Consider the following 16209-nt stretch of genomic DNA (forward strand, 5'->3'; position numbering starts at 1 on the left):
ATGAATAATGAAGGAATATCTGGTTTTCCAGCTCTATGCACCGCTGGCGTCGTGGGGGGAAGAAGCATCTGGCGAGATTCGCCATTCTGCAACGGTTCCCACGCGATCCGCATTATTGGGGATACTTGCCGCTGCGCTAGGAATTCGTCGTGACGAAGAAGAGAGGCTGAATAGCTTTAATCAGCATTACCATCTGGCGGTACACGCGCTAGCTTCACAAGATCGCTGGTTGCGGGATTATCACACGGTTAGCGCGCCGCGAGAAAATAAAAAGTATCGCTACTACACGCGCCGGGATGAATTGACTCTCGCGCCGGATGAAGTGGGGACGCTTATTTCGCAGCGGGAATATCGCTGCGACGGCTACTGGCATGTGGCAATAAGTGTAACGCCCGATGCACCGCATACGCTTAGCGAAATGCGAGCGGCGCTACTGACCCCACATTTCCCTCTCTATTTGGGGCGAAAATCTTGCCCTCTGGCGTTACCGTTGGCACCACGTTTAATGACGGGCACGTTAAAAGAGATATTCACTCAGGCTGTTGAGGAACTGTCCGCTGCGGAGTTAAGCGGCTTTACCCTGCGTGAAGGCGTTTGTTACTGGGACGATCCTGACGAAGCGAGTTTGGTCTGGCAGCAAAAGCAGCATAGCAATAATCAACCTGTTAGCCGCCAGCGCTGGCAGTTTGGCGGCTATACCCGCTTCTATGGCCCCTTACAGGAGAGAACATAATGTATCTTTCTCGTATCCAGCTTCGGTTTAATCAATTGCGACCGGAAATGCTGGAAAAATGGCATTCAGCCAGGCCTTATGCCAGCCACCAATGGCTATGGCAGCTTTTTCCTGAACAAGAGTCACGTCAGTTTTTATTTCGTGAGGAAGCGCATGGCGGTTTTTTCATGCTTTCGGCGATACCGCCGTTAGCTCAGCATTCCCTGTTTCTCGTTGAAACCAAAGCGTTTAATCCACAGCTGACCAATGGTCTTATGCTTGATTTTCAACTTCGCGCAAATCCTGTCATTACTCGTAACGGTAAGCGCAGCGATGTGATGATGGATGCGAAGTTTCAGGCAAAAACGCAGGGAGTCGCGCAGGAACAATGGTGGGAGCTGCAACAGCAGGCTGCACAGGCCTGGCTGGAAAGGCAAGGGCAGCAGCATGGTTTCCGTTTGCTTGAGGAGGAGACTGATGATTTCGCCCAGTGGGCAGACGCGGAACAGAGTGAAATGCAGGCGCGTTGTGGGTGTGTGCAAGCCTATCAACAACATCGTTTTGTCCGTAACGATCGGGAAGAGTCGATTGCTTTCAGTAGCGTTGATTTTAGTGGAACGCTTTGCATTACTGATGCCTCACGATTTGAACAGGCGCTGTATTCTGGATTAGGTAAGAGTAAAGCGCTGGGCTGCGGAATGCTGATGGTGAAAAGGAAGCGCTGATGGCCTGGCTACCGTTGAACCCCATCCCGTTAAAAGATCGCGTATCGATGATTTTTCTCCAGTATGGGCAGATTGATGTTATCGACGGCGCGTTTATATTGATCGATAAAACGGGCGTTCGTACACATATCCCCGTTGGCTCGGTTGCCTGCATCATGCTAGAACCGGGGACGCGTGTTTCCCATGCGGCAGTACGTCTTGCCGCGACGGTGGGGACATTGCTGGTGTGGTTGGGGGAAGCAGGCGTTCGTGTTTATGCTTCGGGGCAGCCGGGCGGGGCTCGTTCAGACAAATTGCTTTATCAGGCGAAACTCGCACTGGATGAGGATTTGCGGCTGAAGGTAGTGCGTAAAATGTTTGAGTTACGTTTTGGCGAACCCGCGCCAAGCCGTCGTTCCGTTGAACAATTGCGCGGCATTGAAGGTAGTCGCGTACGGGCAACCTACGCATTGCTGGCGAAGCAATATGGCGTGAAGTGGCAGGGGCGTCGTTACGATCCGAAAGATTGGGAAAAAGGCGATGTGATTAATCAATGCATCAGCTCAGCAACTGCCTGTCTTTATGGTGTGACGGAAGCGGCGACATTGGCAGCTGGGTATGCGCCTGCGATCGGTTTTGTGCATACGGGGAAGCCTCTATCTTTTGTTTATGACATCGCTGATATCATTAAATTTGATACCGTCGTACCGAAAGCATTCGAAATAGCAAAGCGTAATCCTACCGATCCCGATCGCGAAGTCCGCCTTGCTTGCCGGGATATTTTTCGTAGCGGTAAAACGCTGGCTAAATTAATACCTCTTATCGAAGATGTTCTCGCAGCAGGTGAAATCCAACCGCCGTTACCTCCTGAAGATTCACAGCCCATCGCAATCCCACTTCCTGTTTCTGTGGGGGATTCTGGCCATCGGAGTAACTAACGATGAGTGTGCTGGTTGTTGTTACAGAAAACGTACCACCTCGCTTGCGAGGCCGACTTGCCGTCTGGTTGCTGGAAATTCGAGCTGGTGTATACGTTGGTAATGTTTCAACGAAGATCCGCGAGATGATATGGCAACAGGTCTCCGTTCTGGCAGAAGAAGGGAACGTTGTCATGGCGTGGGCAACGAATACGGAGTCGGGCTTTGAATTTCAGACGTGGGGTGAAAACCGACGTATTCCGGTGGATCTCGATGGATTACGATTAGTGTCGTTTCTGCCTGTTTTAAATCAATGAGTTAGCGATCTTTAAAAATACGGAAAAGTTGGTGGATTTCTTGTATGCCAAAAAAGGCTTAAAATTCAGTTGGGTAGTTTTAGAGTGTTCCCCGCGCCAGCGGGGATAAACCGCGGCGCGGGCAGACTGGGCACCGGTGCTGCTTGTGTTCCCCGCGCCAGCGGGGATAAACCGGGCGAGCCGAACATTCGCAAACACCTGCAATCGTGTTCCCCGCGCCAGCGGGGATAAACCGCCAGTTCTCTTAATGGGTTTTCTAAAAGAGAAGTGTTCCCCGCGCCAGCGGGGATAAACCGATCCGGCGTTCCCCTTCCTCGGTCGACACGTCGTGTTCCCCGCGCCAGCGGGGATAAACCGCGATATGGAGGATTCGCAGGGCCGACCGCTGTGTGTTCCCCGCGCCAGCGGGGATAAACCGTCCTGGTCAACGACTCCACCCACCAGCGGCACGTGTTCCCCGCGCCAGCGGGGATAAACCGAGGTCCAGGAGAGCGCCATGCGTATCACGACAGTGTTCCCCGCGCCAGCGGGGATAAACCGCAATTCGGTGCGACTCAGCATCAAATGTTGATGTGTTCCCCGCGCCAGCGGGGATAAACCGCAATTCAGCAGCGGCACACCGCCCATGCCCTGGTGTTCCCCGCGCCAGCGGGGATAAACCGGGATCCAGATCCTCTCCTGCTCCATGAATACCGTGTTCCCCGCGCCAGCGGGGATAAACCGACGCAGGGCAGCTCGGCGAGTTTATAACTACCGTGTTCCCCGCGCCAGCGGGGATAAACCGGGCCAGATCATCAGTCAAAAAATCCTCGTTGCGTGTTCCCCGCGCCAGCGGGGATAAACCGTTCATCACCCTATTCATTTCCGGTATCGTGCCGTGTTCCCCGCGCCAGCGGGGATAAACCGCACTCCAAAAATGATTTCCTTCAACCCCTTATGTGTTCCCCGCGCCAGCGGGGATAAACCGGTGATATTATTACTCTGTGAACTATCTACCTAGTGTTCCCCGCGCCAGCGGGGATAAACCGCCAAAGAATAAGATGCTCACCAGTCGCCCCAGGTGTTCCCCGCGCCAGCGGGGATAAACCGTTTTTTGTATCCAGTTCCATGTCACCTTCGGCGTGTTCCCCGCGCCAGCGGGGATAAACCGATATTTCGTCTGTAACAGGTATTCCGGTTGGCGTGTTCCCCGCGCCAGCGGGGATAAACCAGAGGCGATATTAGCCACGCCTGCCGAGGTTAAGTGTTCCCCGCGCCAGCGGGGATAAACCGGAAAAATGAGGGGATGACCATGCGCGATTTACGTGTTCCCCGCGCCAGCGGGGATAAACCGGAGCAATGGGGCGTCATCCAGCGCACTCTTAGGTGTTCCCCGCGCCAGCGGGGATAAACCGGTTTCCTTAATGAGCATAGAGCTCGAAACGAAGTGTTCCCCGCGCCAGCGGGGATAAACCGTGGCAATAACCCGGACCGGGAGTGGATTTACCGTGTTCCCCGCGCCAGCGGGGATAAACCGCGATTTAAATTCGCCATTGGTTAATTTTCCCCGTGTTCCCCGCACCAGCGGGGATAAACCGTCATCTTTATAGATGAATCCGATGGGTCATCAGTGTTCCCCGCGCCAGCGGGGATAAACCGGCATATCCCAGACTTTCCACGTCAACTTGTACGTGTTCCCCGCGCCAGCGGGGATAAACCGAAACGCCAGATCCGCGCCAGTAAACAGCACTAGTGTTCCCCGCGCCAGCGGGGATAAACCGCGGCCAGAATTGCCATTTCCATTTCGCGGGACGTGTTCCCCGCGCCAGCGGGGATAAACCGAGGGTGATATAGTTATTACGTGGATTGATTCAGTGTTCCCCGCGCCAGCGGGGATAAACCGTGGGCTTATCAGTCTTAGATAAAATTGTGAAGGTGTTCCCCGCGCCAGCGGGGATAAACCGCCTTTTACAAAGAGATGATCAGGCTTGCTGACGTGTTCCCCGCGCCAGCGGGGATAAACCGGCTAATTGCTTTTATTTCTCGGTGCTTTAATCGTGTTCCCCGCGCCAGCGGGGATAAACCGCAAAACTACCAGGTCCGTTTGTCTCGACCATGGTGTTCCCCGCGCCAGCGGGGATAAACCCGTTGCCGGCATGGTATGCGTCATGGACATCTCGTGTTCCCCGCGCCAGCGGGGATAAACCGGATACGCCTGAATTCGACGTTATCTCGCCAACGTGTTCCCCGCACCAGCGGGGATAAACCGAATTTATCCGGGACTACAACATATCTCTTTATGTGTTCCCCGCGCCAGCGGGGATAAAGTCATTTTAGCGTTACGTATTGAGCCGATGATGTCGTATTCCCTGCTGGCACAGGGACGAAAATGATAGCCCAACGTCTTCATCTAAAAAGGTGCTAAGAGTTTTTACCCGCTTTTGCCAGTTCTTTTACCAGTGGCAGCATAATGCGTACCACGTCGCGGCTACGGTGCTCTATCCGGCCCGGTAACGCTTTATCAATGTGCTGCTGGTTATCCAGTCGCACATCGTGCCAGCTGTTGCCTGCCGGAAATGAGGCGCTTTTGGCGAGCTGTTGATAGCCATCTTTCTTGCCCAGGTTCCAGTTGGTCGCTTCAACGGAGAGAACGGCAATCCCCGCGTTGTCGAAGACCTCTGCATCGTTACAACATCCAGTGCCTTTCGGATAGTCTTTGTTCAGACCTGGATTGGTGCTGGCAACGATACCGCGGCTGTGCGCGATAGCCAGTGCCCGGTCGCGCGTCAGTTTTCGCACCGCTTCCGGGGTTTTCTTACCGCTATTGAAATAGAGCTTATCACCGACAATCAGGTTATCGAGGTTGATAACCAGCAGCGTGTTTTTCTTCTCTGCAGCGCTCATTCGCTTCAGAATGTTCTCCGCGCCCAGTTTGCCTTCTTCCTCGCCGCTGGTGGCGATAAAGCGAATACCGTACTGCGTCGGCACGTTCTTGAGTTTTTCCGCCAGTTCCAGCATTACGCCAACACCTGCGGCGTTGTCATCGATACCTTGCAGGGTTAATCCACCCAGATTGGCATCGGAATCGGCGTCGCTTTGTGCGGCGTAGGTGTCGAGGTGCGCCATAATAATAATCTGCTGCGGCGCTTTGCCTTCATGTGCTGCAATAACGGTGCTTCCCGTTACGTTATGCCAGTTTTTACGGTTATCTTTGGCGGTATAAACATAACGGCTATTAAACGTCCGAATATCGCTGCTATAGCCCATCTGCTGAAATTGTTGACGTATATAATCAGCAGACAACATTTCTGCCGGAGATCCCGTCACGCGGCCTGGGAAAAACGTTGCGATATATCGAGCCTGGGTATTTGCGATATCTCCGGGCTTCGAAGATGTTGCCTGTGCGGGAAGGATGAAGCACGCGCCGAGCGCCAGGGCGGTAGTCAGGTGGCGCAATGCGGAAAACATAGTGAGTCCTTAAATACCAAGCAGAAATTTTCAGCCGCTAGTATGAAACCGTGATCGAGGTAAAACAATTTCATTTGCTCTTAAATGCCCGAATTCCGGTAGCTTAAGCACTTTTTGATATTTGCTTTTCCGGATCGTTATTCCTTTGAGGAACTACTCATTCCAATTCGTAATTTCATTCGCCCCCTTGCCCTCCCTATAGTCAGGTTATCTGAGCATCGTTAGCAAAATAACGGCATTACATAGGAACGGTTATGGATCAAAAACGACTTACCCACCTGCGGCAACTGGAAGCGGAAAGCATCCATATCATTCGTGAGGTGGCCGCCGAGTTTTCTAATCCGGTGATGATGTATTCCATCGGCAAAGATTCCAGCGTAATGCTGCATCTGGCGCGTAAAGCGTTTTATCCGGGCACGCTGCCGTTCCCATTGCTGCACGTTGATACCGGCTGGAAATTCAGCGAAATGTACGAGTTTCGTGACCGCACGGCGAAAGCCTACGGCTGCGAACTGCTGGTGCATAAAAACCCGGAAGGGGTGGCGATGGGCATCAACCCGTTTGTCCACGGTAGCGCCAAGCATACCGACATTATGAAAACTGAAGGGCTGAAGCAGGCACTGAATAAATACGGTTTCGATGCCGCGTTTGGCGGTGCTCGTCGTGACGAAGAGAAATCGCGTGCCAAAGAGCGTATTTACTCTTTCCGCGATCGTTTTCATCGCTGGGATCCTAAAAATCAGCGCCCGGAGCTGTGGCACAACTACAACGGGCAGATTAACAAAGGCGAAAGCATTCGCGTCTTCCCGCTTTCTAACTGGACTGAACAGGATATCTGGCAGTACATCTGGCTGGAAAATATCGACATCGTACCGCTGTATCTGGCGGCGGAGCGTCCGGTGCTGGAACGCGACGGCATGCTGATGATGATTGATGACGACAGAATCGATCTGCAACCTGGTGAAGTGATTAAAAAACGCATGGTGCGTTTCCGTACGCTCGGTTGCTGGCCGCTGACAGGCGCGGTGGAGTCGAATGCGCAGACGCTACCGGAAATCATCGAAGAGATGCTGGTTTCAACCACCAGTGAACGTCAGGGCCGCGTGATTGACCGCGACCAGGCGGGCTCCATGGAGCTGAAGAAACGTCAGGGGTATTTCTAAGGAGCCGCCATGAATACGACACTTGCACAACAAATTGCTAATGAAGGCGGCGTTGAAGCCTGGATGGTTGCCCAGCAACACAAAAGTCTGCTGCGCTTTTTAACCTGCGGTAGCGTGGATGATGGGAAAAGTACCCTGATTGGCCGCCTGCTGCACGACACGCGTCAGATTTATGAAGACCAGCTTTCATCGCTGCACAATGACAGTAAACGTCACGGCACTCAGGGCGAAAAGCTTGATCTGGCGTTATTGGTTGACGGCTTGCAGGCCGAGCGTGAGCAAGGCATCACCATCGACGTGGCGTATCGTTATTTCTCTACCGAAAAGCGTAAATTTATTATTGCGGACACTCCCGGGCATGAGCAGTACACCCGTAACATGGCGACCGGTGCGTCGACCTGCGACCTGGCGATCCTATTGATCGATGCGCGTAAAGGCGTGCTGGATCAGACTCGTCGTCATAGCTTTATCTCCACGCTGCTTGGGATCAAACACCTGGTGGTGGCGATCAACAAAATGGATCTGGTGGACTTTAGCGAAGAGACATTTAACCGCATTCGCGAAGACTATCTTACTTTTGCTGAACAACTGCCGGGCAACCTGGATATCCGGTTTGTGCCGCTCTCTGCGCTGGAAGGCGATAACGTGGCTTCGCAAAGCGCCAGTATGCCGTGGTACAGCGGTCCGACGCTGCTGGAAGTGCTGGAAACCGTTGAGATCCAGCGCATTGTTGATACTCAGCCGATGCGCTTCCCGGTGCAGTATGTGAACCGACCGAATCTGGATTTCCGTGGTTATGCCGGAACGCTGGCCTCCGGTAGCGTGAAGGTTGGACAGCGCGTCAAAGTGTTGCCGTCCGGCGTGGAGTCGAGCGTGGCGCGGATCGTAACCTTTGATGGCGATTTACAGGAAGCGCATGCGGGTGAAGCGATCACCCTGGTGCTGAAAGATGAGATCGATATTAGCCGGGGTGACCTGTTACTTGATGCCGGTGAAACGCTGCCGACAGTACAAAGCGCAGCTGTTGATGTGGTGTGGATGGCGGAACAACCGTTGTCGCCAGGGCAGAGCTACGACATAAAAGTCGCAGGTAAGAAGACCCGCGCACGTGTTGATAGCGTGCAGTATCAGGTCGATATTAATAACCTGACCCAACGTGACGTTGAAGCGCTACCGCTGAACGGTATCGGTCTGGTTAATCTGACTTTTGATGAGCCGCTGGTGCTGGATACCTATCAGCAGAATCCGGTTACGGGCGGGCTGATTATCATTGATCGCCTGACCAACGTTACCGTTGGCGCGGGACTGGTGCGTGAGCCAATCGTCCAGGAGCTTGCCACAGCTTCTCAGTTCAGCGCGTTTGAGCTGGAGCTTAATGCACTGGTGCGTCGCCACTTCCCACACTGGGGTGCGCGCGATCTGCTGGGAGGAAAATAATGGCGCTGCATGACGAAAACGTCGTCTGGCATGCCCATCCTGTTACACCGCAACAGCGGGAACAACGCCACGGTCATCGTGGTGTTGTGCTGTGGTTTACCGGGCTGTCAGGTTCCGGTAAATCCACGGTAGCAGGGGCGCTGGAAGAGGCGCTGCATAAGCTAGGGGTGAGCACCTATCTGCTGGATGGCGATAACGTGCGTCACGGTCTGTGCAGCGATCTTGGGTTTAGCGATGCCGATCGTAAGGAGAATATTCGTCGGGTTGGTGAAGTGGCTAACCTAATGGTAGACGCCGGCCTGGTGGTGTTGACTGCGTTTATCTCTCCACATCGCGCCGAGCGAAAAATGGTTCGCGAGCGCGTGGGTGAAGGGCGTTTTATTGAGGTTTTTGTCGATACGCCATTAGCAACGTGCGAAGCTCGCGATCCAAAAGGGCTGTATAAAAAAGCGCGTGCGGGAGAGTTGCGCAATTTCACCGGAATTGACTCGGTTTACGAAGCGCCTGAATCGCCAGAGATTCATCTTGATGGTGAACAATTGGTAACAAATTTGGTTCCTCAATTATTAGACCTGCTGAGGCAGGAAGATATTATCAGATCCTGAGACACCCGAGCTTACACGCCCGGTCAGTCACGGTCACAGGATTAGATATGCGTAACAGCCATAACATTACTATTACAGAGTCAGATACCTTCGCCGCCGACGACGAAACTACCTGGTCACTCCCAGGAGCCGTGGTCGGTTTTGTCGCGTGGTTGCTGGCGCTGGGATTCCCGTGTCTGATGTATGGCCCTAACACACTGTTTTTCTTCCTTTATACATGGCCCTTTTTCCTCGCATTGTTGCCCGTGGCGATTGTCGCGGGTATTGCCCTACATTCGCTATTGAAGGGGCGGTTGCTGCTGAGTATTACCTGTACCCTGCTGGTGGTTGGCGCAATGTTTGGCGCACTGTTCCTGTGGCTACTGGGTTAGGCATACGTCCTTTCACGCGATCGCCGCTGTTGTTCACTGTCTGGCCATAATTCAAACCGTAACCAACAATGAGATTATGTTCTCCTTACATGGGGTATACGTAACAACGGGCAAATGTGGTACATTTGCCCGCGTTGTCGCGGCATTCCCGTCCGTTGATGTAAAGTTGTCAGCGGAGTTTATGGGATGTTGATGCCGTTTTTCAGGGGGCAGGATGGGTAAACTTACGTTGCTGTTGCTGGCTTTATTAGTCTGGCTACAGTATTCGCTGTGGTTCGGTAAGAACGGCATACATGACTATAGTCGCGTCAACGATGATGTTGCGGCGCAGCAAGCTACAAACGCGAAACTGAAAGCGCGTAACGATCAGCTTTTTGCCGAAATTGACGATCTCAATGGCGGGCAAGAGGCTATCGAAGAGCGCGCGCGTAACGAACTCAGTATGACTAAGCCAGGCGAAACCTTTTATCGTCTGGTGCCTGACGCGTCTAAACGCGCTCAGACTGCAGGGCAAAACAATCGATAAACCGTCCAGGGATTTAACATGGCAGCCACTTTAATGGACGTTTGCGCCGTGGTGCCGGCTGCCGGGTTTGGCCGCCGAATGCAAACAGAGTGTCCTAAGCAGTACCTCTCTATTGGCAATAAAACCATTCTCGAACACTCGGTTGATGCGCTGCTGGCTCATCCCCGGGTGACGCGAGTCGTCATCGCTATTAGCCCAGGCGACAGTCGCTTTGCCCAACTTCCACTCGCAGCGCACCCGCAAATTACCGTGGTGGATGGTGGCAACGAGCGTGCCGATTCTGTCCTTGCTGGTTTGCAAGCCGCAGGTGAGGCCAGTTGGGTACTGGTACATGATGCCGCGCGTCCGTGCCTGCATCAGGAAGATTTATCTCGTTTGCTGGCAATAAGTGAAACCAGCCGCATCGGTGGGATCCTTGCTGCGCCGGTGCGCGACACGATGAAACGCGCGGAGCCGGGCCGAACAGACATCGCCCATACGGTCGATCGCACCGATTTATGGCATGCGTTGACGCCGCAGTTTTTCCCTCGCGAGCTGTTGCATGACTGTCTGACCCGTGCGCTAAACGAAGGCGCAACCATTACGGACGAAGCCTCGGCGCTTGAATATTGCGGTTTTCATCCGCTGCTGGTCGAAGGACGCGCTGACAACATTAAAGTCACCCGCCCGGAAGACCTGGCGCTGGCGGAATTTTATCTGACCCGAACTATCTAGATACATCATTCTTCAGGCTGCCTGGAGGATGTTGTGTATATCAGGAGAAAGCATAATGCGAATTGGACACGGTTTCGACGTACACGCTTTTGGCGGAGTTGGCCCAATTATCATTGGTGGTGTGCGCATCCCGTATGAAAAAGGATTGCTGGCGCATTCTGATGGCGACGTGGCGTTACACGCGTTAACCGATGCACTGCTGGGCGCGGCTGCGCTGGGGGATATCGGTAAACTCTTCCCGGACACCGACCCGGCCTTTAAAGGTGCAGATAGTCGTGAATTATTGCGAGAAGCCTGGCGGCGTATTCAGGCCAAAGGCTATACGCTTGGTAATGTGGATGTGACGATTATTGCTCAGGCGCCGAAGATGCTGCCGCACATTCCGCAAATGCGCGTGTTTATTGCCGAAGATCTCGGCTGCCATATGGATGATGTTAACGTGAAAGCGACCACCACGGAAAAACTCGGTTTTACCGGGCGTGGGGAAGGGATTGCCTGTGAAGCGGTGGCGTTACTCATTAAGGCAACGAAATGACTGCGTTTGAAGATCTGACGTATCTCCATGGCAAACCACAAGGCCATGGCGTTCTGAAAGCGAATCCTGAAGACTTTGTCGTCGTCGAAGATTTAGGCTTCGAACCGGATGGCGAAGGTGAGCACATTTTGGTGCGTATCCTGAAAAACGGTTGTAATACCCGTTTTGTGGCTGACGCGCTGGCGAAGTTCCTGAAAATTCACGCCCGTGAAGTGAGCTTTGCTGGCCAGAAAGACAAGCATGCAGTCACGGAACAGTGGCTGTGCGCGCGCGTGCCGGGCAATGCAATGCCTGATTTAAGCAAATTTGAACTCGAAGGCTGTAAAGTGCTGGAGTACGCGCGCCACAAGCGTAAGCTGCGTTTAGGGGCGCTGAAAGGTAACGAATTTATGCTGGTGCTGCGTGAAGTGAGCCAGCGAAATGACGTTGAAGCGCGTTTGCAGGCGATTAGCGAGCGCGGCGTACCGAACTATTTTGGCGCTCAGCGTTTTGGTATTGGCGGCAGCAACCTGCAAGGGGCGCTGCGTTGGGCGCAAAGCGATGCGCCGGTGCGCGATCGCAATAAGCGCAGTTTTTGGTTGTCGGCGGCCCGTAGCGCGTTGTTTAATCAGATAGTCAGTGAACGCTTGAAAAAAACAGACTTTAATCAAGTTGTTGACGGCGATGCGCTACAATTGTCGGGACGCGGAAGTTGGTTTGTCGCCACGCAGGAAGAACAGACCGAATTACAGCGTCGCGTCGATGATAAAGAATTGATGATTACAGCGGCATTACCGGGCAGCGGTGAGTGGGGAACTCAGCGCGACGCGCTGGCGTTTGAAGAAGCCGCTATTGCTGATGAAACCGCGCTGCAGTCGCTGTTGTTGCGCGAGAAAGTCGACGCATCGCGTCGTGCTATGTTGCTGTATCCACAACAATTAAGCTGGAACTGGTGGGATGACGTAACCGTTGAGTTACGTTTCTGGCTACCGGCAGGTAGCTTCGCCACCAGTGTTGTAAGGGAACTTATTAACACAATGGGTGATTATGCGTATATTGCTGAGTAACGATGATGGGGTCCACGCACCCGGTATACAAACGCTGGCGAAAGCGCTGCGTGAGTTTGCTGACGTACAGGTGGTTGCCCCGGATCGTAACCGCAGTGGCGCGTCTAACTCGCTGACGCTGGAATCCTCACTTCGCACGTTCACCTATGAAAACGGTGATATCGCCGTACAAATGGGTACACCTACCGATTGCGTCTATCTGGGCGTGAACGCATTAATGCGTCCGCGTCCGGACATTGTCGTGTCTGGTATTAACGCAGGTCCTAATCTGGGCGATGATGTTATCTATTCCGGTACCGTTGCGGCGGCGATGGAAGGTCGTCACCTGGGCTTTCCTGCGCTGGCGGTCTCACTTGATGGGCATAAACACTACGATACTGCTGCCGCAGTAACTTGCCGTATCTTACGGGCGCTGAGTCGCGAACCGCTGCGCACCGGGCGAATTTTGAATATCAACGTGCCGGATTTACCGCTGGATCAGATTAAAGGTATCCGCGTCACCCGCTGCGGTAGCCGCCATCCTGCGGATCAGGTGATCCCACAGCAGGACCCGCGCGGTAATACGCTGTACTGGATCGGGCCGCCGGGCGAAAAGTGCGACGCCGGACCGGATACAGATTTTGCCGCCGTCGATGAAGGCTATGTTTCCATTACGCCGCTGCATGTCGATTTAACCGCCTACGGCGCGCATGAAGTTGTTTCTGACTGGTTAGACAGCGTGGGAGCCGACACGCAATGGTAAGCAGACGCGTACACACTCTTCTTGAACAATTACGTGCGCAGGGCATCAGAGATGAGCTTGTTCTCGATGCACTTGCCGCCGTGCCGCGTGAAAAATTCATTGATGAGGCGTTTGAACATAAGGCCTGGGATAATATTGCCCTGCCGATTGGTCAGGGGCAGACGATTTCGCAGCCCTATATGGTTGCGCGGATGACCGAGCTGCTTGAGTTAACGCCGCAGTCCCGGGTGCTGGAAATTGGTACCGGCTCTGGCTACCAAACGGCGATTCTGGCGCACCTGGTGCATCATGTGTGCTCTGTTGAGCGCATTAAAGGTTTGCAGTGGCAGGCGCGTCGTCGACTTAAACAGCTTGATTTACATAATGTTTCTACCCGTCATGGTGATGGATGGCAGGGCTGGCAAGCGCGAGCCCCGTTTGACGCTATCATTGTTACGGCAGCGCCGCCTGAGATCCCAACTGCGCTAATGATGCAGTTGGATGAAGGCGGCATTCTCGTCTTACCCGTGGGCGACGAGCATCAGTTTCTGAAACGGGTGCGTCGTCGGGGAGGCGAATTTATTATCGATACCGTGGAGGCCGTACGTTTCGTTCCCTTAGTAAAAGGGGAGCTTGCGTAGATACAGGCAATGAATACCTGGAGTTTTCCTGGATATTCTGGAATTAGTAAGCGTATCGTGGTCACGTTTCCAGTGCCCAGTCCGATGCCTTGCACGGTGATTACGTCACTGGTTTTAACCAAATTTTCCTGGGGGATAAATGAGCGCGGGAAGCCACAAATTTACCGTTCGCCGCATTGCGGCATTGTCACTGGTTTCATTATGGCTGGCAGGTTGTTCAAATACCTCGAATCCACCTGCACCGGTCAGTTCCGTTGATGGCGGTGCATCAACGAACACCAATTCCGGCATGCTGATTACGCCTCCACCAAAAATGGGCTCGACGTCGACAGTACAGCAAACGCCACAGATCCAGCCGGTGCAGCGTCCGACCACACAGTCAACACAGATCCAGCCTGTTGCGGAACAGCCTGTGCAGATGGAAAACGGTCGTATTGTGTACAACCGTAAGTATGGGAACATTCCGAAAGGTAGCTATACGGGCGGCAGTACCTATACTGTTAAGAAAGGCGATACCCTTTTCTATATCGCCTGGATTACCGGGAACGATTTCCGTGATCTCGCACAACGCAATAACGTTCCGGCCCCGTATGGCCTGAATGTCGGTCAAACTCTGCAAGTGGGCAACGCGTCGGGTACACCGATTACTGGTGGGAATGCCATCACCCAGGCGGATGCAGCACAGCAAGGAGTTGTGACCAACCCTGCACAAAATTCCACCGTTGCTGTTGCTTCGAAACCAACAATTACGTATTCTGAGGATTCAGGTGAACAAAGTGCTAATAAAATGTTGCCGAACAACAAGCCTGCTGGGACCGTTGTCACAGCGCCTGTAACGGCTCCAGCAGTTAGCGCAACCGAATCAACTGCAAGCTCAACGTCAACCAGCTCGCCAATCTCTACCTGGCGCTGGCCGACTGACGGCAAAGTAATCGAAAACTTCGCGGCTACTGAAGGTGGCAATAAAGGGATCGATATTGCAGGCAGTAAAGGACAGGCTATTGTCGCGACCGCAGATGGACGCGTCGTATATGCCGGTAACGCACTGCGCGGTTACGGTAATCTTATTATCATCAAACACAACGATGATTACCTGAGTGCCTACGCCCATAACGATACAATGCTGGTCCGGGAACAACAAGAAATCAAGGCGGGGCAGAAAATAGCTACCATGGGTAGCACCGGAACCAGTTCAACACGCTTGCATTTTGAAATTCGTTACAAGGGGAAATCCGTAAACCCGCTGCGCTATTTACCGCAGCGATAATTCGGCGGAACCAGGCTTTCACGTGCTAGTTCCGTTAGGGATCACGGGTAGGAGCCACCTTTATGAGTCAGAATACGCTGAAAGTTCATGATTTAAATGAAGATGCGGAATTTGATGAGAACGGAGTAGAGGCTTTTGATGAAAAAGCCTTGAGTGAAGAGGAACCCAGTGATAACGACCTGGCTGAAGAAGAGCTGTTATCGCAGGGGGCCACACAGCGTGTGTTGGACGCGACTCAGCTTTACCTTGGTGAGATTGGTTATTCACCACTGTTAACAGCCGAAGAAGAAGTTTATTTTGCGCGTCGCGCACTGCGTGGGGATGTCGCTTCTCGCCGTCGCATGATTGAAAGTAACCTGCGTCTGGTGGTGAAAATTGCTCGTCGTTATGGCAATCGTGGTCTGGCATTGCTGGACCTGATTGAAGAGGGCAATCTGGGACTGATCCGTGCAGTCGAGAAGTTTGACCCGGAACGCGGGTTCCGCTTCTCAACATACGCAACCTGGTGGATCCGCCAGACGATTGAACGGGCGATTATGAACCAAACCCGTACGATCCGACTGCCGATTCATATTGTAAAAGAGCTGAACGTCTATCTGCGTACCGCGCGTGAGTTGTCGCATAAACTGGACCACGAACCGAGCGCAGAAGAGATTGCTGAACAACTGGATAAACCGGTTGATGACGTCAGCCGTATGCTCCGACTCAACGAGCGTATTACCTCGGTAGACACCCCGCTGGGTGGCGATTCCGAAAAAGCGTTGCTGGATATTCTGGCCGATGAAAAGGAAAACGGCCCGGAAGACACCACGCAAGACGATGATATGAAACAGAGCATCGTCAAATGGCTGTTCGAACTGAACGCCAAACAGCGTGAAGTGCTGGCACGTCGTTTTGGTCTGCTGGGGTACGAAGCTGCGACACTGGAAGATGTGGGCCGTGAAATTGGTCTCACCCGTGAACGTGTTCGCCAGATTCAGGTTGAAGGTCTGCGTCGTCTGCGTGAAATCCTGCAGACTCAGGGACTGAATATCGAAGCGTTATTCCGCGAGTAAGCACAAGTTCTATCAAGAAAGGCCAGTCTCA

17 protein-coding genes and 1 CRISPR repeat array are annotated in these 16209 nt (G+C 53.3%); of the genes, 16 read left to right on the forward strand and 1 reads right to left on the reverse strand.

What is annotated here, in order from left to right:
- Positions 1 to 7: 7 nt before the first annotated feature.
- From cas5e to cas2e, 4 genes are read left to right on the forward strand one after another with little or no spacing between them, the layout of a single operon-like run.
- Complete coding sequence (cas5e, locus tag BZK40_RS04090) at positions 8 to 733, forward strand: type I-E CRISPR-associated protein Cas5/CasD (protein ID WP_079934198.1); 726 nt, start codon at positions 8 to 10, stop codon at positions 731 to 733.
- Positions 733 to 1437: a type I-E CRISPR-associated protein Cas6/Cse3/CasE gene (cas6e, locus tag BZK40_RS04095; RefSeq protein WP_079934199.1), complete on the forward strand. Its 705-nt coding sequence runs from the start codon at positions 733 to 735 to the stop codon at positions 1435 to 1437. The genes cas5e and cas6e overlap by 1 nt, the downstream gene beginning before the upstream one ends.
- Positions 1437 to 2354 carry a type I-E CRISPR-associated endonuclease Cas1e gene (cas1e, locus tag BZK40_RS04100; RefSeq protein ID WP_079934200.1) on the forward strand — a complete coding sequence of 306 codons (918 nt, stop codon included), beginning with the start codon at positions 1437 to 1439 and terminating at the stop codon, positions 2352 to 2354. The genes cas6e and cas1e overlap by 1 nt, the downstream gene beginning before the upstream one ends.
- A 2-nt stretch (positions 2355 to 2356) precedes the next feature.
- On the forward strand, positions 2357 to 2650 hold the full coding sequence (gene cas2e / locus BZK40_RS04105) for a type I-E CRISPR-associated endoribonuclease Cas2e (protein ID WP_079934201.1): 294 nt from the start codon (positions 2357 to 2359) through the stop codon (positions 2648 to 2650).
- A gap of 84 nt (positions 2651 to 2734) precedes the next feature.
- Positions 2735 to 4959: a CRISPR direct-repeat array (repeat unit 29 nt; unit sequence GTGTTCCCCGCGCCAGCGGGGATAAACCG).
- A 91-nt stretch (positions 4960 to 5050) separates the two neighbouring features.
- On the opposite strand, the gene BZK40_RS04110 is transcribed toward cas2e, so the two are convergent.
- Positions 5051 to 6097 (reverse strand): aminopeptidase, encoded by a 1047-nt coding sequence (locus tag BZK40_RS04110; protein WP_079934202.1) that lies wholly within the window; start codon positions 6095 to 6097, stop codon positions 5051 to 5053.
- Between the two features lie 254 nt (positions 6098 to 6351).
- On the opposite strand from BZK40_RS04110, the gene cysD reads away from it, so the two are divergent.
- The 12 genes from cysD to rpoS all read left to right on the forward strand — a co-directional run bounded on the left by cysD (position 6352) and on the right by rpoS (position 16178).
- The gene (gene cysD, locus BZK40_RS04115; RefSeq protein ID WP_003034152.1) at positions 6352 to 7260 is read left to right on the forward strand and encodes a sulfate adenylyltransferase subunit CysD; all 909 of its coding nucleotides are present in this window, start codon (positions 6352 to 6354) and stop codon (positions 7258 to 7260) included.
- Between the two features lie 9 nt (positions 7261 to 7269).
- Entirely contained in the window at positions 7270 to 8697 is a 1428-nt protein-coding gene (gene cysN, locus BZK40_RS04120) for a sulfate adenylyltransferase subunit CysN (protein WP_008785677.1), read from the forward strand.
- Positions 8697 to 9302 (forward strand): adenylyl-sulfate kinase, encoded by a 606-nt coding sequence (gene cysC / locus BZK40_RS04125; protein ID WP_003034157.1) that lies wholly within the window; start codon positions 8697 to 8699, stop codon positions 9300 to 9302. Before cysN ends, cysC begins: the two co-directional genes overlap by 1 nt.
- 47 nt (positions 9303 to 9349) lie before the next feature.
- The gene (locus BZK40_RS04130; RefSeq protein ID WP_060683318.1) at positions 9350 to 9673 is read left to right on the forward strand and encodes a DUF3561 family protein; all 324 of its coding nucleotides are present in this window, start codon (positions 9350 to 9352) and stop codon (positions 9671 to 9673) included.
- Between the two features lie 214 nt (positions 9674 to 9887).
- Positions 9888 to 10199 (forward strand): cell division protein FtsB, encoded by a 312-nt coding sequence (gene ftsB / locus BZK40_RS04135; protein ID WP_003034163.1) that lies wholly within the window; start codon positions 9888 to 9890, stop codon positions 10197 to 10199.
- Between the two features lie 18 nt (positions 10200 to 10217).
- Positions 10218 to 10913, forward strand: coding sequence for a 2-C-methyl-D-erythritol 4-phosphate cytidylyltransferase (gene ispD / locus BZK40_RS04140; protein WP_003825722.1), 696 nt, complete (start codon positions 10218 to 10220; stop codon positions 10911 to 10913).
- Positions 10914 to 10968: 55 nt separating this feature from the next.
- Positions 10969 to 11448 (forward strand): 2-C-methyl-D-erythritol 2,4-cyclodiphosphate synthase, encoded by a 480-nt coding sequence (gene ispF / locus BZK40_RS04145; RefSeq protein ID WP_003034167.1) that lies wholly within the window; start codon positions 10969 to 10971, stop codon positions 11446 to 11448.
- Positions 11445 to 12494 carry a tRNA pseudouridine(13) synthase TruD gene (truD, locus tag BZK40_RS04150; protein ID WP_079934203.1) on the forward strand — a complete coding sequence of 350 codons (1050 nt, stop codon included), beginning with the start codon at positions 11445 to 11447 and terminating at the stop codon, positions 12492 to 12494. Before ispF ends, truD begins: the two co-directional genes overlap by 4 nt.
- Positions 12475 to 13236, forward strand: coding sequence for a 5'/3'-nucleotidase SurE (gene surE, locus BZK40_RS04155; protein ID WP_032944818.1), 762 nt, complete (start codon positions 12475 to 12477; stop codon positions 13234 to 13236). The genes truD and surE overlap by 20 nt, the downstream gene beginning before the upstream one ends.
- On the forward strand, positions 13230 to 13856 hold the full coding sequence (locus BZK40_RS04160; protein WP_003034172.1) for a protein-L-isoaspartate(D-aspartate) O-methyltransferase: 627 nt from the start codon (positions 13230 to 13232) through the stop codon (positions 13854 to 13856). The genes surE and BZK40_RS04160 overlap by 7 nt, the downstream gene beginning before the upstream one ends.
- 184 nt (positions 13857 to 14040) lie before the next feature.
- A complete protein-coding gene (gene nlpD / locus BZK40_RS04165; RefSeq protein ID WP_223849051.1) occupies positions 14041 to 15123 on the forward strand; it encodes a murein hydrolase activator NlpD in 1083 nt (360 codons plus the stop codon).
- Between the two features lie 62 nt (positions 15124 to 15185).
- A complete protein-coding gene (gene rpoS / locus BZK40_RS04170) occupies positions 15186 to 16178 on the forward strand; it encodes an RNA polymerase sigma factor RpoS (RefSeq protein ID WP_000081498.1) in 993 nt (330 codons plus the stop codon).
- Positions 16179 to 16209 lie beyond the last annotated feature (31 nt).

It is taken from the genome of Citrobacter portucalensis (assembly GCF_002042885.1).
GTDB lineage: Bacteria > Pseudomonadota > Gammaproteobacteria > Enterobacterales > Enterobacteriaceae > Citrobacter > Citrobacter portucalensis.

Coding starts and splice junctions, on each gene's coding strand:
- cas5e (WP_079934198.1), top strand. CDS start 8: ATGAAGGAATATCTGGTTTTCCAGCTCTATGCACCGCTGGCGTCGTGG.
- cas2e (WP_079934201.1), top strand. CDS start 2,357: ATGAGTGTGCTGGTTGTTGTTACAGAAAACGTACCACCTCGCTTGCGA.
- cysN (WP_008785677.1), top strand. CDS start 7,270: ATGAATACGACACTTGCACAACAAATTGCTAATGAAGGCGGCGTTGAA.
- ispD (WP_003825722.1), top strand. CDS start 10,218: ATGGCAGCCACTTTAATGGACGTTTGCGCCGTGGTGCCGGCTGCCGGG.
- rpoS (WP_000081498.1), top strand. CDS start 15,186: ATGAGTCAGAATACGCTGAAAGTTCATGATTTAAATGAAGATGCGGAA.
- cas1e (WP_079934200.1), top strand. CDS start 1,437: ATGGCCTGGCTACCGTTGAACCCCATCCCGTTAAAAGATCGCGTATCG.
- cysD (WP_003034152.1), top strand. CDS start 6,352: ATGGATCAAAAACGACTTACCCACCTGCGGCAACTGGAAGCGGAAAGC.
- cysC (WP_003034157.1), top strand. CDS start 8,697: ATGGCGCTGCATGACGAAAACGTCGTCTGGCATGCCCATCCTGTTACA.
- cas6e (WP_079934199.1), top strand. CDS start 733: ATGTATCTTTCTCGTATCCAGCTTCGGTTTAATCAATTGCGACCGGAA.
- surE (WP_032944818.1), top strand. CDS start 12,475: ATGCGTATATTGCTGAGTAACGATGATGGGGTCCACGCACCCGGTATA.
- BZK40_RS04110 (WP_079934202.1), bottom strand. CDS start 6,097: ATGTTTTCCGCATTGCGCCACCTGACTACCGCCCTGGCGCTCGGCGCG.
- truD (WP_079934203.1), top strand. CDS start 11,445: ATGACTGCGTTTGAAGATCTGACGTATCTCCATGGCAAACCACAAGGC.
- BZK40_RS04130 (WP_060683318.1), top strand. CDS start 9,350: ATGCGTAACAGCCATAACATTACTATTACAGAGTCAGATACCTTCGCC.
- ispF (WP_003034167.1), top strand. CDS start 10,969: ATGCGAATTGGACACGGTTTCGACGTACACGCTTTTGGCGGAGTTGGC.
- BZK40_RS04160 (WP_003034172.1), top strand. CDS start 13,230: ATGGTAAGCAGACGCGTACACACTCTTCTTGAACAATTACGTGCGCAG.
- ftsB (WP_003034163.1), top strand. CDS start 9,888: ATGGGTAAACTTACGTTGCTGTTGCTGGCTTTATTAGTCTGGCTACAG.